The organism is Caballeronia sp. ATUFL_F2_KS9A (assembly GCF_023630765.1).
Lineage (GTDB): Bacteria > Pseudomonadota > Gammaproteobacteria > Burkholderiales > Burkholderiaceae > Caballeronia > Caballeronia zhejiangensis.
The window spans coordinates 91,997-107,753 of the sequence record NZ_JALQEK010000007.1; the positions used below are offsets into that span (position 1 = coordinate 91,997).

Sequence of the window (15,757 nt, forward strand, 5' to 3'; positions counted from 1 at the left end):
TCGGTGAAAACTTGAAAAGCACGACGCGGTCCGAAGCACGAAGCATCGGACCGCGCGTATTCGATGGCGGCTGTATTGACGCGCCGCCCTAACGTTTCTTGCGCGCCGGCCGTCCCTGCGATGCCGACTTTGACGCCGCTCCGCGCTTCTTCGCCGCGCCGCCGCGCGGACTCGCCGCAAGCGACGCGCCCTTCTTCGTGCCGCCGCGCGCGCGCGTGCTCGGGGCGTCGTCGTCGCCGAACGGACGGATACGCGGTCCCGCGCCGATGCCGGCAGCCGCTGCATCGCTCGCACCGGTCGACGGACGCGGCGACGGCGGCTTCACCGGCGTATCGCGAACCAGCCGGAAATCGATCTTGCGCGCATCGAGATCCACGCGGCTCACCTGCACGCGCACGCGATCGGACATCCGGTAGCGAATGCCCGTGCGCTCGCCGCGCAGTTCGTTCTTGATCTCGTCGTACTGGAAATAGTCCGAGCCGAGCTCGGTCACATGCACGAGTCCTTCGATGAAGAGCGAATCCAGTTGCACGAAAATGCCGAACGACGTCACGCCGTTCACCATGCCGCCGTATTCCTCGCCGAGCTTGTCGCGCATGAAGTAGCACTTGAGCCACGCTTCGACGTCGCGCGAGGCTTCGTCGGCGCGACGCTCGTTCGACGAGCAATGCAGCCCGAGCTCTTCCCAGATCGCGACGCTGTTGCGAGCGCGGCCACGCGCGGAGTCGTCGGCCTTCTGCAGTTCGCGCGCGGCTTTCGTGAGGCCCGTGCTCAGGAAAACATCGTGGCCGACGTCCGGCAGATACTTCTTGCCCTGCAAGATCGCGTAGATCGCGCGATGCGTGAGCAAGTCGGGATAGCGCCGGATCGGACTCGTGAAGTGCGCGTACGCCTCATAAGCGAGGCCGAAATGGCCGATGTTGTCCGGGCTATAGACGGCCTGCTGCATCGAACGCAGCACCATCGATTGCAGCATCTGCGCGTCGGGCCGGTCGCGAATCTGCGCGATGAGGGCGGCGTAATCGCTCGCGTGCGGCTTGTCGCCGCCGGTGAGCGTCAAGCCGACGCCGCGCAGGAACGCGCGCAGGTTTTCGAGCTTCTCTTCCGTCGGCCCCGCGTGCACGCGATACAAACCGGGATGCTTGTTGCGCTTCAGAAAGTCGGCCGCGCAGACGTTCGCGGCCAGCATGCATTCTTCGATCAGCCGATGCGCGTCGTTGCGATGACGCGGCACGATCTGCTCGATCTTGCCCTGCGAGTTCACGACGATATACGTCTCGGTCGTATCGAAGTCGATGGCGCCGCGCTTCTGGCGCGCGGCATGCAGCGACTTGTAGACGCCGTAGAGGTTCTGCAGCTGCGGCAGGATATCGGCGCGCTTCGCCGCTTCCGGACCCTTCGTGTTGGTGAGCACGGCCGCGACTTCGGTGTATGTCAGGCGCGCCGCCGAGTGCATCACGCCGGGATAAAACTGATACGCCTTGATCTCGCCGCGCGCGGTAATGACCATGTCGCACACGAGCACGCAGCGATCGACATCGGGGTTTAGCGAGCACAGGCCGTTCGACAGCTTCTCCGGCAGCATCGGAATCACGCGGCGCGGGAAATACACCGACGTGCTGCGATCGAGCGCATCGATATCGAGCGCTTCGTTCGGACGCACGTAATGCGATACGTCCGCGATCGCGACCAGCAGACGAAAACCCTGACCACGTCCGACGGCGACCGGCTCGCAATACACGGCGTCGTCGAAATCGCGCGCATCTTCGCCGTCGATGGTGACGAGCGGCACGTCGCGCAGATCGACGCGATGACGGATATCCGCCGCGCGCACTTCGTCGGGCAGCTTGGCGGCGGCGGCGAGCGCGGCGTCGCTGAATTCGTGCGGCACGCCGTACTTGCGCACCGCGATTTCGATTTCCATGCCGGGATCGTCGATATCGCCGATCACTTCGACCACGCGTCCGAGCGGCTGCGAATGGCGGCTCGGGAAATCCGTCAGATCGACGGACACGACCTGCCCGACCTTGGCCTTCTTCGGATTTTGCGTGATGAGGATGTCATGCCCGATGCGCTTGTCTTCGGGCACGAGAATCAGCGCGCCGTTCTCGTTGACGAGGCGCCCGATGACGCGCTTGTTGGCGCGATCCGTGACCTCGACGATGTGCCCTTCCGGCCGTCCGCGCCGGTCATAGCCGACGATGCGCGCGAGCACGCGATCGTTGTGCATGACCTTCTGCATTTCGCCATTGGGGAGGAAGAGATCGTCCTGGCCGTCATCGCGGATCAGAAAGCCGAAGCCGTCGCGATGCCCCTGCACGCGCCCCGCAACAAAATTCGACGGATGCGTGAGTTGATAGTGGCCGCGCTTGTCGAGGCGGATTTGCCCGTCGCGTTCCATGGCCGCCAGTCGCTTGAAAAATCCTTCGCGCTCCTGGCGCTTGATCGACAACGCTTCGGCGATGTCGTTCGCGGCATGCGGTGTCTCGCTCGTGCGCAGCACGCCGAGAATTTCTTCGCGGCTCGGAATCGGATACGGATATTTGCTCAAGGGCGTAGTCGTGTTTTTTCTCGTTGGACGGGACTTTTGCGGTGCTTTGCAACCAATAATGCGGTCATCGTTGCGGGTCATTCTAACACCCGTCTTTTAAGCGCCACGGGCGCGAGACGCCGACGCGGCGCGCTTCGCGGCTCGTTACAGGCATCGCATCGAAACGCTTGACAGATGCGTCAGGCTCGCTATAATTGCGTTCTCTGCTGCTGAACACTCATTCGAACAATCAGTCGAACGATCAGTAAAGCGCAGCAGATTTGAAGTAACACGCACCCTTGCCCAGGTGGCGGAATTGGTAGACGCACTAGGTTCAGGTCCTAGCGGTGGCAACACCGTGGAGGTTCGAGTCCTCTCTTGGGCACCAGATGTTTGAAAAAGCCACCTTCGGGTGGCTTTTTCTTTTTATGCGGAGACCGTGTTTTTGTCGTAGACGAGTCGTATGACTTTTCGATTGACACGGCGCCCGTTCCCGCTAGAATAGCGGGCTTGCTGTACCCCTTGGCCCAGGTGGCGGAATTGGTAGACGCACTAGGTTCAGGTCCTAGCGGTGGCAACACCGTGGAGGTTCGAGTCCTCTCCTGGGCACCAAGGTCCCTCTTTCGCGAGACGCTCGTTCGAGCGCATCGCACGCAAAAACCCCGCGCATCGTCGCGGGGTTTTTTGTTTTCCGCCTTCGCTTTCCGCCTTCACTTTCCGTTCGCAATTCCGTCTCCGATTCGGTCCCCGGATGTCGAATTGAAATCGAAACGAATCTGCGTTCGCCGATTCACCTTCGTGCGGACGCGGCGGCGCGCCAGTCCCCGCGGCGCTGGTTTTCTTCAGCCGCAAGTGCAGCAGCATCGATGCCCCGCTCCGCGCGCAAGCCGACGCGACGGACAACTGCGTTTCTCCGCCACCCGGCTCGCGTCCGACGCGCCTCGCTTATCGCGCTTCGTCGCCCCGAAAGGCAAGCATCCGCAGCAGCGAATTCGTGTTCTGCGGGCGCAATGCGACGAGGCCGTGCAGTTCCCTGCGATAGCGATAAGCCGTCGTCACCGACAAGTTGACCTCGCGCGAAACCTCGACGACCGGCGCGCCATCGTGCAGCAATGCCAGCGCCTGGAATTTCCTCTTGAAGTCGACGCGTCCTCGGACGCCGCCGCCCGGCGACGCCTCGACGACCCGAAACTCCTTGCGCAATTTCTTGGGCGCCGAGCAGTCCAGCGATATGGACCGATAGCTATAGCCGTCCGTGCCGTTGCTGAAGAGATAGAGCTTGCTGTCGAAAACGTAGCTCCGATCGATCGGCGCGGTCTCTCTGTACAGCGAGTTTATTTTTAGCTCGACTCGGTAAACACATTTATTTAGGAACACTTACTCTCCTGTTGCCGATTGTTAACGGCAGGTGATTGCTGCCTACAGGAGACGACTGTAGTTTGCGATCGTCGTGCGCGGGTCTGCAAACCCGATCACGGCATTCCTACGCGTCCTGGCTTCGCCTGAGCGGAGTCAGGACCGATACTCGCTCGCACCCCTCGACCAGGGCAATCGCGGTGCGAGTTCTCGATATTTTTAGCTCGTTTCACGGCCATCCCCACCAGATGTTTCCGAATTGGCGCTGCCGACGTTCCCACGAGCTAGACATCTCCGTTTCCCTCGAACGGCAGCGGGGGAATCAGTTGCAATCGGCTACCGCAATCGATGACGCCGACGGCAAAATGCCAGACAACGAGCAATAGATTCATCATCGCTTCGGACAGGCCGAGTTCGCGCCTGATAGCCTGAATCGGCACGTCCCGCTGCAGAAAAACGAAGGCCAGATACGTGGCAAGCAGTGTCGGCTCACCTCGACTATTCCGATACACGCCATCTCCCTTTCGCATGGTCGACTTCCGCACGTTATTGAGCAGTTCCAGATCCAGCGGCACACGCAGATAACTGACCTCGCCACTGCAACGGGCCAGCAAATACAGCACATCCCCCGTAAGCAGCATCCAGTCAGAAACACCGATGTCATCAGGAACGGCGCCCATGCTTAGCCTGACTAAGTGATCTCTCGTCTCCATTTCCAAATATGCTCCTATGGCCACCGTACGCGTGGCAGGTGGTCACACTAGAAGCCCTCCGATGTGACCTGCTGTGGCGCATCCCGCGAAGAACGACCCACAGCCCCTTTGACGCCCCGCGTACTGCGGGGAGTCAAGAATCCAATCGCTTTAATTTTGTTTAGTAAATCGAACTAATCATTCGATTTTGTCGGTGCTAATGCGAAACAAAAGCATAACGCCCGAATCTCGAATCCTTGAAGTGGACACATCCTAAAGAATGAGACTTCCGAATTAGAGTTCTAATCGGTCGTTATGCTCTTGTTTATTCTGTGGCATGGTGTGTGCTCCGAGTGTTGAAATACCGGAGATTCGTGATGCCTGCCCTGTATGTCATCGCTTTCCTCCTGCTCGCCGGCACGCTCGCCTTCCTGCAAGCGCCGGCGCTCGCATGGCTCGCCGGGTTCGCGGTCTGGGTCGCCGCCGGCGCGCTGACCGGTTTGACGGTCCCGCTCGGCGCGACGCTGCTCGCGATCGTCTTCGTGCTTCCGGCGCTCGCGCTCACGCTGACACCGATGCGTCGCGCGCTCGTCAGCCGCCGTGTAATCGCCGTGTTTCGCAAGATCCTGCCGGAGATGTCGTCGACGGAGCGTGACGCCATCGAAGCCGGCACGGTCTGGTGGGACGCCGAGCTTTTCTCGGGCCGCCCGCGATGGGACCGCCTGCTCGCACACGGCATGCCGAAGCTCACGCAGGAAGAGCAAAGCTTCATCGACAACGAATGCGCGCGTCTGTGCGACCTGTCGAACGACTGGGATACGACCGCCATCTGGCAAGACTTGTCGCCAGAAGCGTGGGCTTACCTCAAGGAACAGGGCTTTCTGGGCATGATCATTCCGAAGCGCTATGGCGGAAAGGCTTTCTCCGCGTACGCGCACTCGCAGGTCATCATGAAGCTCGCGACGCATTCGTCGGCGGCGGCCGTATCGGTGATGGTGCCGAATTCGCTCGGTCCCGCCGAGCTGCTTCTGCACTACGGCACCGAGGAACAAAAAGATCACTATCTGCCGCGGCTCGCGCGCGGCGATGAAATTCCGTGCTTCGCGCTGACCAGCCCATACGCCGGATCGGATGCCGCGGCGATCCCGGATATCGGCATCGTGTGTCGCGGCGTGCATGAGGGCCGCGAGACGCTCGGATTTCGCGTCACGTGGGAAAAGCGCTACATCACGCTCGGTCCGATCGCGACCGTGCTCGGCCTCGCCTTTCGCGCGCTCGATCCCGATCACCTGCTCGGCGACGACGACGCGCCCGGCATCACCTGCGCGCTCATTCCGACGAACCATCCCGGCGTGAACATCGGACGGCGGCACTGGCCGCTCAACGCCGTGTTCCAGAACGGCCCGAACTGGGGTAAGGACGTGTTCATCCCGATGGACTGGGTCATCGGCGGACGCGCGCAAGTGGGTAACGGCTGGCGCATGCTGATGGAATGCCTCGCCGCCGGCCGCGCGATCTCGCTGCCTTCGTCGAACGTCGGCATGGCGAAGCTCGCGGTGCGCGGCACCGGCGCGTATGCCGCCGCGCGCCGTCAGTTCCGCACGCCGATCGGCCGCTTCGAAGGCATACAGGAAGCGCTCGGGCGCATGGGCGGCAATCTCTATGTGATGGACGCGGCGCGGCGTCTTTCCGCGCAGGCCGTCGATCTCGGCGAGAAGCCGTCCGTCATCTCGGCGATCGCGAAGTATCACATCACCGAACGCGCGCGCAAGGTCATCAACGACGGCATGGATGTCGTCGCGGGCAAGGGCATCTGCATGGGACCGTCGAATTTTTTGGCGCGGGCGTATCAGCAGATGCCGATCTCGATCACCGTCGAAGGCGCGAATATCCTGACGCGCTGTCTCATCATCTTCGGACAGGGCGCGATCCGGTGTCACCCCTACGTGCTGAAGGAAATGGCAGCGACGCGCGACAACGATCTGCGCGCGTTCGACGCCGCGTTCTTCGGACACGCGGCGTTTCTGGCATCGAACGCGATGCGCGCCTTCGTGTACGCATGCGGCGGCGGCGTGTCCGTCGCGAAGCCCGCGCGCGCCGATGCGCGTCTCGTGCCGTACTATCGCGCGGCCACGCGTCTGTCGAGCGCGTTCGCGTTGTTCGCCGATGTGTCGATGCTCACGCTCGGCGGCGAGCTGAAACGCCGCGAACGTCTTTCGGCGCGTCTCGGCGACATCCTCTCGCAGTTGTATCTGCTCTCCGCGACGCTCAAGCGTTTCGAAGACGATGGCCGCCCTGAAAGCGATCTGCCGCTCGTGCGCTGGGGCGCCGAAGACGCGCTTTATCAGGCGCGCGCCGCGTTCGAGGGCTTGCTCGCGAACTATCCGAACCGCGCGGCGGCGGGGTTTCTGCGCATCGTCGCGTTCCCGTTCGGCTTGCCGCACGCCCCTAGCGTCGATGCGCTCGGCAACGACGTCGCGATACTGATGCAAGCACCCGGCGACGCGCGCGAGCGCCTCGTCGCAGGCTCGCACGTTTCGGCGCTCGAAGACGATCCGATCGCGCGCGGCGAAAAGCTGCTCGCGCTCACGCCTGCCGTCGCGGCGCTAGAGGCGCGTCTGCGCGACGCCGTCAAGGCGGGCGCCGCCGCCCCGCTGCCGCAAAGCCCGCACGACATCGAAGCCTGGTCGCAGACGGCGGCGGCGCGCGGTCTCATCGACGAAAACGAACGCGCGCTGCTCGCCGAATGGGCCGCTCATGCGAAGGAAGCGGTGAAAGTCGATGATTTTTCCGCAGACTTCGGTATCCTCGAAGCATTGCAAAAGCGCAGCGCGGCGCTCGAGCGGCACTTGCCCGAAGCCATTGCCTGAAGCATTCAGGACCAAAGGCACCGCCCCGCGCGCCCGACGACCGATCGACAATCGATGAAAGACCGCTATCTCGACTTCGTCAATTCGCCCTTCGGCACGAGCATTGCACGCTCGCTCGGCCTTCCGCGTCCCGAGGTTTTGCGCCGCCATCGCGCGGATCAGGCCGAATTCGGCGGCATGGCCGCCATCGGCGCGGGGCCGTCGCCCGCGCTCTTCGACGATCTGATGGCCGTGCTGTCGGCGATCGGCATGACGGGCATCGCGCACGAAAGCGCGTCCGGCTGGCTGCCGGTCGCCGCGCGGCACGGCGCGATGAGCGGCCGCTTCGAGCCGCGCTCGCGCGACGCTTCCGCGACCGACCGCGTCGAAGCGCTGATTTTCGATGCGACCGGCATCGGCGAAAGCGCGCAACTCCATTCGCTCTACGCGTTCTTCCACGATGCGCTGCGTTCGCTCGCGAAGAACGGGCGCATCGTCGTGCTCGGGCGTCCGCCCGCCACGCGCTCGAGCGTCCGCGCCGCGACCGCGCAGCATGCGCTCGAAGGCATGGTCCGCTCGCTCGGCAAGGAAGCGCGCAACGGCATTACGTCGAATCTGCTGCGCGCAGCCGATGGCGCGGATGTCGAGTCGGCGCTGCGCTTTTTCCTTTCGCCACGCTCGGCTTATGTCTCGGGCCAAGTCGTGACCATCGATGCGCCCGCCGACGCGCCGCCAAGCTGGGCCAAGCCGCTCGCCGGCAAACGCGCGCTCGTGACGGGCGCGGCGCGCGGCATCGGCGCGTCGATCGCGGCGGTGCTGGCCGAGCACGGCGCGATCGTCACCGGGCTCGATATCGACGCCGCCCGCGATGCGCTCGATCAGACCATGCTCGCGATCGAAGACGCGTCGCCGTCATCGGGCGCGCACGCGGCGCTCGTCGCGGATATCGCCGCGCCCGAAACGCCCGCCGAAATCGCGGCGGCGCTGGCTGCGTCGGGCGGCATCGATATCGTCGTGCATAACGCGGGCATCACGCGCGACAAGACCATCGCGCGCATGACCGCCGACATGTGGGACAGCGTCATCGACATCAATCTGCTCGCGCAGGAACGCATCGACGACGTGCTGCTCGCGCAGAACGTGTTGCGCGCGGGCGGGCGCATCGTCGCGGTGTCGTCGATCAGCGGCATCGCGGGCAATCGCGGGCAGACCAATTACGCGACGTCGAAAGCCGGCGTGATCGGCCGCGTGCACGCGATGGCGCCGTTGCTGCGCGAGCGCGGCATCACGATCAACGCGGTCGCGCCGGGCTTCATCGAAACGCATATGACCGCGCGTATGCCCTTTGGCGTGCGCGAGGCCGGCAGACGCCTCAATTCGATGGGACAAGGCGGCTTGCCCGTCGATGTCGCCGAGACCGTCGCGTGGCTCGCGAGTCCGGGCAGCGCGGGCATCACGGGCAACGTGGTGCGCGTGTGCGGCCAGAGCCTGATCGGCGCGTGAGGAGGCAGAACGCGATGCACGCACCGACCATGCCGCGCGCCCGCACCGTCGTCGTCGAAACGCTGCCGCCGCCCGCGAAGCTCTACGGCCGCGCGCTGCCCGCGCTTTTCCGGCGCGCGCGTGCGCCGGAGCTGCCCGCGTTGCGGCTCGTGCGCCCGAATGTGAGGATCGACGCCGAACAGGTCGGCCGATACGCGCGCGTGTGCGGCTTCATTCCCGAGCACGGCGTGCCGCTCACGTTTCCGCACGTTCTCGCTTTTCCCTTGCATCTGATGATGCTCACCGATCCGTCGTTTCCATGGTCCGCGCTCGGCGTCGTGCATCTGTCGAACAGCGTGCGGCTGCGGCGTCCGCTCGCGGCCGGTCAGGCGTTGCGCATCGAAGTGGAATGCGGGCCGCTCGTGCCGCATCAGAAGGGCCAGGCGTTCACGCTGCATACGCGCATCTATCGGCGCGGCGAGGCGGTGTGGGACGGCGACAGCGTGTATCTGAAGCGCGGCGCGCGCAGCGAGCGCGCGGCGCCGTCGATCGAGATCGCCGATGCCGCCGACGTACGCGTGCCGCTGCTCGCGCGCGAAGCGCGCTGGCAGCTTCCGCCGCAACTCGGACGCGACTACGCGAAGGCGTCGGGCGACTTCAATCCGATCCATCTGCACATGCTGAGCGCGAAAGCGTTCGGTTTTCCACGCGCCATCGCGCATGGCATGTGGACGCTCGCGCGCACGCTCGCCGCGTTGCATCCGGTCAAGGCGCTGGCTTCCGGTTACGCGCACGGCGATTTCAAGACGCCGCTATACATTCCCGGCGATGCGACGCTGTGGACCGCCGCGCCCTCGCCCGTCGCGCGCGATTTCGAAGTGCGCGATCTCGCCGGCGACCGGCCGCATCTGCGTGGCCATTTCGAATGGGAGCTGCCATGAGCGAAGCGCGTCGTGTCGCGGTAATCGGCAGCAATCGCATTCCGTTCGCGCGCTCGAACACGGCGTACGCGAGCGCGTCGAATCAGGACATGCTGAGCTTCACGCTGCAAGGACTCGTCGATCGCTTCGACCTGCACGGCATGCGCCTCGGCGAAGTGGCGGCGGGCGCGGTCGTCAAGCATTCGCGCGATTTCAATCTGACGCGCGAAGCCGCATTGTCGACGACGCTCGCGAAGGAAACGCCCGCCTACGACGTGCAGCAAGCCTGCGGCACCGGCCTTGAAACGGCGATTCTGGTCGCGAACAAGATCGCGCTCGGACAGATCGACGTGGGCATCGCGGGCGGCGTCGATACGGCGTCGGACGCGCCCATCGCGGTGAACGAGCGCATGCGCAGAATCCTGCTCGAAGCGAATCGCTCGCGCTCGGCGGGACAGCGCGTGGGCGCGCTCGCGAAACTGCGGCCCGGCATGTTCTTCAGGCCGCTCCTGCCGCGCAATGCGGAACCGCGCACGGGCCTTTCGATGGGCGAGCACTGCGAACTGATGGCCAAGCGCTGGAAGATTTCGCGCGAGGCGCAGGATGCGCTCGCGCAGGAGAGTCATCGCAAGCTCGCGGCGGCGTACGGGCGCGGCTTTTTCAACGATCTGATGACGCCGTACAAAGGCCTCGCGCGCGACAACACGCTGCGGCCCGACGTATCGCTCGATCAGTTGTCGGCGCTCAAGCCCGTCTTCGATCGCGACGCGGGCACGCTCACCGCGGGCAACTCGACGCCGCTCACCGACGGCGCATCGGCGGTGCTGCTCGCGTCCGAGCAATGGGCCGCCGAGCGTGGCTTGCCGGTGCAGGCGTTCTTGACGTTTTCCGCGACCGCCGCCGTCGATTTCTTCGACAAGCGCGAAGGCCTCCTGATGGCGCCCGTCTACGCGGTCCCGCCGATGCTCGCGCGCGCCGGAATCGCATTGCAGGACTTCGATTTCTACGAGATCCACGAAGCATTCGCGGCGCAGGTGCTGTGCACGCTCGCCGCGTGGGAAGACGACGAATACTGCCGCACCGCGCTCGGACTCGACGCGCCGCCCGGTTCGATCGACCGCGCGCGTCTGAACCTGAACGGCAGCTCGCTCGCGACGGGGCATCCGTTCGCGGCGACGGGCGGGCGCATTATCGGCACGCTGGCGAAGATGCTCGCGAACGCGCCCGCGCGCAGCGACGGCAAGCCGTTGCGCGGACTGATCTCGATCTGCGCGGCGGGCGGACAAGGCGTCGTCGCGATACTGGAGCGGTAGCCGGAAATATCGGCCAAAAAAATACAAGCCGACGGAGACACCACATGAGCCCGGGACAGGCAGCGCCGCGCGGGACTTCCGAGCCGCACGCGACGGACGGCATCTGGTATGCGTCGTATCCGCCGGATGTCGCGCATGAGATCGATCCTTCGCGCTATCGCTCGCTCGCGCATTTCTTCGACGAATGCGTCGCGCGTTTTGCCGATTATGTCGCGTTCGTGAGCCTCGGCTCGGAACTGAAGTTCGCGACGCTCGGCGAGAAGGCGCATGCGTTCGCGGCGTATCTGCAGGGCATCGGCGTGAAGCCCGGCGATCGCGTCGCGCTGATGATGCCGAACACGCTCGTCTATCCGGTGACGCTCTTCGGCACGCTGCTCGCGGGCGCGATCGTCGTCAACGTGAATCCGCTCTATACGGTGCGCGAGCTCGGCCTTCAGTTGAAGGACAGCGGCGCGCAGACGATCGTCGTATTCGAGAACTTCGCCAAGACCGTGCAGGACGCGCGGCCGGGATCGCGCGTAAGGAACATCGTCGTGACCGGGCTCGGCGATCTGCTCGGCAGCGGTCTCAACGTGAAAGGCCGCGCGATCGATCTGATCCTGCGCTATGTGAAAAAGCAGGTGCCCGCCTACGCGCTGCCCGATGCCGTGCGCCTGCCGCAAGCGCTCGCGCTCGGCGCGCGGCGCAAGTTCGAGCCGGTGCGCGTCGGTCACGGCGATATCGCGTTCATTCAGTACACCGGCGGCACCACAGGCATCGCCAAGGGCGCGATGCTCACGCATCGCAACGTGATCGCCAATCTGATGCAGGCGCTTGCATGGGCGGGCGCGCGGCTCGTCGAGGGCGAAGAGACCGTCGTCACGCCGTTGCCGCTGTATCACATCTATTCGCTCACGGTGAATGCGCTCGCGTTTCTTGCGATCGGCGCGCGCAACGTGCTGATCGTCAATCCGCGCGATATCGGCAGCCTCGTGCGCGCGCTGCGTCACGAGAATTTCACGGCGATCACCGCGCTCAACACGCTTTACAGCGCGCTGATGGACAACGAAGCCTTCCGTCAGCGCGACTTCTCGTCGCTCAAGCTCGCGATGGCGGGCGGCATGGCGACCCAGCGGGTGATCGCCGAGCGCTTCAGGGCGCTGACGGGCAAAACGCTCGTCGAAGGTTACGGCCTGACCGAGTGTTCGCCGCTCGTCGCCGCGACGCCGCTCGATACGCACGGCGACAGCGCTTTCGATGGAACCATCGGCGTGCCGGTGCCGTCCACGCTCGTGCGCCTGCGCCGCGAAGAGGGCGCGTGGGCGAACGTCGGCGAACCGGGCGAGCTTTGCGTCCAGGGTCCGCAAGTGATGAAGGGCTACTGGAACCGTCCGGAAGACACGGCGAAAGCCATCGACGCGAACGGCTGGCTCGCGACCGGGGACATCGGCGTGATGGATGCGCGCGGCATCATCCGGCTCATCGACCGCAAGAAGGACATGATGATCGTGTCGGGCTTCAACGTGTATCCGAACGAAATCGAGGACGTGCTCGCGGCGCATCCGAAAGTGCGCGCGGTCGCGGCCGTCGGCGTGCCCGATCCGGTGACGGGCGAGCGCGTGAAGGCATTCGTCGTGCGTCGCGACGACACGCTCACGGTGGAAGAACTGCTGAAGTTCGCCCGTTTACACCTGACCGGCTACAAGGTGCCTGCTTATGTCGAGTTCCGCGACGCGCTGCCGCTCACGCCGATCGGCAAGGTGCTCAGGCGCGAACTGCGCGACGCCGGATCCACATCGCAGGGCTAGCCCTCACGGAGATACCCATGCCGCGCTCGGCTTCCGGCTTGCGGTTCGCTTGCGCGAGCCTGTTGTGTCTCGCGCTCGCGTCTTTCGCGGCACGCGCCGATCCATCCGATGACGTTGCGCGCATCGGCGATCTCGGCGTCGAGCAGCAGGTGCAATGGCTGTCGCGATCGGCGGGAAGCGGCGCGCTCGCCAGTCTCGACGATGCGCAACTCGTCGCCCTCTTCCGCTCGCTCGACGCGCGCACGCTGCCGCGCTATCTGCAAGACGGCTTACGCGATTTCGATTCGTGCGAGTTCACGATGCGCCGCCGCGAGCGCATCAAAGGCAAATGGCCGAAGCGCGCGGATCACATGCTCGTGCGCGTCACGCGCGAGCCGCTGCGCATCTACGCGAAATGGCTGCCGGATGGCGGGCACGCGGGCCAGGAAGTCATCTACGACGATTCGAAGCGTCCCGATCAGCTTTACGGTCATCTCGGCGGCTTTCTGGGCGTCGTGCCGATGTGGGCATCGGTGAACGGCGCGCTCGCCCGCGCGCAGTCGAATCATTCGATCCGCGAGCTCGGCATCGACGCGATCACGCAACGCTTCATCGACGAAGGGCGCAAGTTCGCCGAAGCGGGCATCACGAAACCAACGAACATCGAAGTGAAGAACGTCGACGGACTGCGCGTGATCGCGCTCACCTACGAAACGGTCGAAGGCCAACCCACCTTCTATGCGAAAAAGGAAGTGCTCGGACTCGACCTCGAACGGCCGCTTTTCCGCACGCTGGAGTCCTACGACAACGACGGCGAGATTTTCGAAAGCGTCGTGTTCGAGCGCATCGAGACGAAACCCTTCGACGACCTGACGTTCGACCCGAAAAATCCCGACTATCGCTTCTGATTTCCTTCTGATTTGAAGCGCGCGCTGACTTCGTGACATCCCGTGTAACAACTCGTCGCACCGCGCGGCGCGCGTTTTAAGTTTCGCCTAAGAGTCGGCCGATAACCTGCCCGCACTCCATCGACATCAAGGTCCGCGCGAAGCGTCAAGCCGAAAGCGCCGCACATCGTCATGCAAACCTGAGGACATCGTTCATGAACCTCCGCCGTCCGGCTTCCGCACCCGTGCGAGCCATCAAAAAGCTTCTGAGCCATCACGAAATCGCCACGCTGCTCCTGCTGATGCACGCGCCGATCGATGTGATGGCCGCCACGCCCGATGTTGCCTCGCTGCAGGAATACGGCTATGTCGAGATCGTGTCGCCGGACGCCGGCACCCCGAAAGTGCGCCTGACCGAAGACGGCAACGCCGTGCTGCGCGGGCTCGGCGTCAAGTAAGGCTTCATTTCGATACGGGCCGCGGACGCCCGGGAACGCGAACTCTGTAATAATCGGTCGATACTTTTTCATCACCGACCAAGGAGTGATTCGCGATGTCCGCCCTCTCACCCATCGTGCAGCGTGTGCTCATCACCAACGACGACGGCATCGACGCGCCCGGCCTCGCCGTGCTCGAAGCGGTCGCCGCCGAACTCGCGCACGAAGTTTGGGTCATCGCGCCCGAGCACGATCAGAGCGGCACTTCGCATTCCATCAGCCTGCATTCGCCGCTGCGCATCTCGCGTCAGGGCGAACGGCGCTTCGGCGTACAGGGCACGCCAGGCGACTGCGTCGTGATGGGCGTGCGCCACATCATGAAAGACGCGCCGCCCACACTTGTCCTGTCCGGCATCAACCGCGGGGCGAATCTCGGCGTCGAAACGATGTTCTCCGGCACCGTCGGCGCGGCGATGACGGGCCTCTTGCTCGGCTTGCCGTCGATCGCGCTCAGTCAGGCTTTCACGGACCGCGAGAACGTGCGCTGGGACACGGCGCGCGCGCTGGCGCCGGGCGTGATCCGCCAATTGCTCTCGATTTCCCACGAGGCGCCGACGTGCCTGAACGTCAACTTCCCCGATTGCGACGCGTCTGCCGCGGGTCCGCTCACCGTGACGCGGCAAGGCATCGGGCTCGTGGAAGGCATCGACGTGTTGCCGCTCGTCGATCCGCGCGGCATCGACTATCACTGGCTGCGCTTTCAGCGTGCCCCGCGCCCGAATTCGACCGATAGCGAAACGGCGGTGGTGGCGGCAGGCAGCGTGTCGGTCACGCCGCTCCATTTCGATCGCACCGACGAGCGCACGTTCGCCACGCTCGAAGCGGGTCTTGAACGCGCCGTCTGAGTTTTCGGTCCGCGCGCGTCTAGAACGATTCTTCTCAGACGGGAACGGTCGCTTTCTCGTATGCTCGGCCGTTCACGACAAGGAGACGACATGACCCGTTTCATCGGCTCGCGCGGTGCACGCGTGACGCTCGGCGCGCTGTGCGCCACTTTCGCCGCGAGCGTTTTCGCGCAGGCGACGCCCGTCGGCACCTGGCAGACCATCGACGATCAGACCGGCAAAGCGAAAGCGATCATCCAGATCGCCGACGACGGCAACGGGCAGTTGTCGGGCAAGGTCGTGCGTGGCATCGGCGAATTCGATCATCCGGAACGGCGCTGCACGGCCTGCACGGACGAACGCAAGGATCAGTTGATCAAGGGCATGACGATCATCACTGGCATGCGTCAGGACGGCGACGAGTGGCAAGGCGGCCAGATTCTCGACCCGGACAGCGGCAAGCTCTACAAGTGCAAGATGAAACTCGAAGACGGTGGCAAGAAGCTCGTCGTGCGCGGGTATATCGGCGTTTCGCTGCTGGGGCGCTCGCAAACCTGGGTGCGCCAGCAATAGCTTTATACAAAGACAAAGCCGGTCGAAGACGTCGATCTTCGACCGGCTTTGCTCATCTCGCGAGCACG

At 64.4% G+C, this 15,757-nt stretch carries 12 protein-coding genes and 2 tRNA genes; 11 read left to right on the forward strand and 3 right to left on the reverse strand.

The genetic code is table 11. From position 1 onward, the window contains the following. Positions 1-88 precede the first annotated feature (88 nt). Complete coding sequence (rnr, locus tag NCS67_RS07410) at positions 89-2,551, reverse strand: ribonuclease R (RefSeq protein WP_008349262.1); 2,463 nt, start codon at positions 2,549-2,551, stop codon at positions 89-91. Between the two features lie 280 nt (positions 2,552-2,831). On the opposite strand from rnr, the gene NCS67_RS07415 reads away from it, so the two are divergent. Next, a tRNA-Leu gene (locus NCS67_RS07415) sits at positions 2,832-2,918 on the forward strand. A gap of 137 nt (positions 2,919-3,055) precedes the next feature. After that, positions 3,056-3,142, forward strand: a tRNA-Leu gene (locus tag NCS67_RS07420). Positions 3,143-3,475: 333 nt separating this feature from the next. On the opposite strand, the gene NCS67_RS32000 is transcribed toward NCS67_RS07420, so the two are convergent. Together NCS67_RS32000 and NCS67_RS07430 are read right to left on the reverse strand one after the other, a co-directional pair. Next, entirely contained in the window at positions 3,476-3,907 is a 432-nt protein-coding gene (locus NCS67_RS32000) for a helix-turn-helix domain-containing protein (RefSeq protein ID WP_250434847.1), read from the reverse strand. Between the two features lie 263 nt (positions 3,908-4,170). After that, entirely contained in the window at positions 4,171-4,599 is a 429-nt protein-coding gene (locus NCS67_RS07430; protein WP_250434848.1) for a hypothetical protein, read from the reverse strand. A gap of 356 nt (positions 4,600-4,955) precedes the next feature. Between NCS67_RS07430 and NCS67_RS07435 the strand changes: the two genes are divergently transcribed. From NCS67_RS07435 to NCS67_RS07475, 9 genes are all read left to right on the forward strand, one after another. After that, positions 4,956-7,448 carry an acyl-CoA dehydrogenase gene (locus tag NCS67_RS07435; RefSeq protein WP_250434849.1) on the forward strand — a complete coding sequence of 831 codons (2,493 nt, stop codon included), beginning with the start codon at positions 4,956-4,958 and terminating at the stop codon, positions 7,446-7,448. Between the two features lie 54 nt (positions 7,449-7,502). Next, entirely contained in the window at positions 7,503-8,930 is a 1,428-nt protein-coding gene (locus tag NCS67_RS07440) for a 3-oxoacyl-ACP reductase (RefSeq protein ID WP_034473190.1), read from the forward strand. 14 nt (positions 8,931-8,944) lie between these two features. Further along, positions 8,945-9,850 (forward strand): MaoC/PaaZ C-terminal domain-containing protein, encoded by a 906-nt coding sequence (locus NCS67_RS07445; RefSeq protein WP_008349253.1) that lies wholly within the window; start codon positions 8,945-8,947, stop codon positions 9,848-9,850. After that, entirely contained in the window at positions 9,847-11,142 is a 1,296-nt protein-coding gene (locus NCS67_RS07450; protein ID WP_250434851.1) for an acetyl-CoA C-acetyltransferase, read from the forward strand. The genes NCS67_RS07445 and NCS67_RS07450 overlap by 4 nt, the downstream gene beginning before the upstream one ends. 44 nt (positions 11,143-11,186) lie before the next feature. Further along, entirely contained in the window at positions 11,187-12,929 is a 1,743-nt protein-coding gene (locus NCS67_RS07455) for an AMP-binding protein (RefSeq protein ID WP_250434853.1), read from the forward strand. A 17-nt stretch (positions 12,930-12,946) separates the two neighbouring features. Then, on the forward strand, positions 12,947-13,816 hold the full coding sequence (locus NCS67_RS07460) for a DUF1571 domain-containing protein (protein ID WP_250434854.1): 870 nt from the start codon (positions 12,947-12,949) through the stop codon (positions 13,814-13,816). Positions 13,817-14,010: 194 nt separating this feature from the next. Continuing rightward, complete coding sequence (locus NCS67_RS07465) at positions 14,011-14,253, forward strand: hypothetical protein (RefSeq protein WP_008349248.1); 243 nt, start codon at positions 14,011-14,013, stop codon at positions 14,251-14,253. 95 nt (positions 14,254-14,348) lie between these two features. After that, positions 14,349-15,137, forward strand: coding sequence for a 5'/3'-nucleotidase SurE (gene surE / locus NCS67_RS07470; protein ID WP_250434855.1), 789 nt, complete (start codon positions 14,349-14,351; stop codon positions 15,135-15,137). A gap of 90 nt (positions 15,138-15,227) precedes the next feature. Further along, on the forward strand, positions 15,228-15,689 hold the full coding sequence (locus NCS67_RS07475; protein WP_175982295.1) for a DUF2147 domain-containing protein: 462 nt from the start codon (positions 15,228-15,230) through the stop codon (positions 15,687-15,689). Positions 15,690-15,757 lie beyond the last annotated feature (68 nt).

Coding starts and splice junctions, on each gene's coding strand:
- surE (WP_250434855.1), top strand. CDS start 14,349: ATGTCCGCCCTCTCACCCATCGTGCAGCGTGTGCTCATCACCAACGAC.
- NCS67_RS07450 (WP_250434851.1), top strand. CDS start 9,847: ATGAGCGAAGCGCGTCGTGTCGCGGTAATCGGCAGCAATCGCATTCCG.
- NCS67_RS07435 (WP_250434849.1), top strand. CDS start 4,956: ATGCCTGCCCTGTATGTCATCGCTTTCCTCCTGCTCGCCGGCACGCTC.
- NCS67_RS07440 (WP_034473190.1), top strand. CDS start 7,503: ATGAAAGACCGCTATCTCGACTTCGTCAATTCGCCCTTCGGCACGAGC.
- NCS67_RS07430 (WP_250434848.1), bottom strand. CDS start 4,599: ATGGAGACGAGAGATCACTTAGTCAGGCTAAGCATGGGCGCCGTTCCT.
- NCS67_RS07455 (WP_250434853.1), top strand. CDS start 11,187: ATGAGCCCGGGACAGGCAGCGCCGCGCGGGACTTCCGAGCCGCACGCG.
- NCS67_RS07460 (WP_250434854.1), top strand. CDS start 12,947: ATGCCGCGCTCGGCTTCCGGCTTGCGGTTCGCTTGCGCGAGCCTGTTG.
- NCS67_RS07445 (WP_008349253.1), top strand. CDS start 8,945: ATGCACGCACCGACCATGCCGCGCGCCCGCACCGTCGTCGTCGAAACG.
- NCS67_RS07475 (WP_175982295.1), top strand. CDS start 15,228: ATGACCCGTTTCATCGGCTCGCGCGGTGCACGCGTGACGCTCGGCGCG.
- NCS67_RS07465 (WP_008349248.1), top strand. CDS start 14,011: ATGAACCTCCGCCGTCCGGCTTCCGCACCCGTGCGAGCCATCAAAAAG.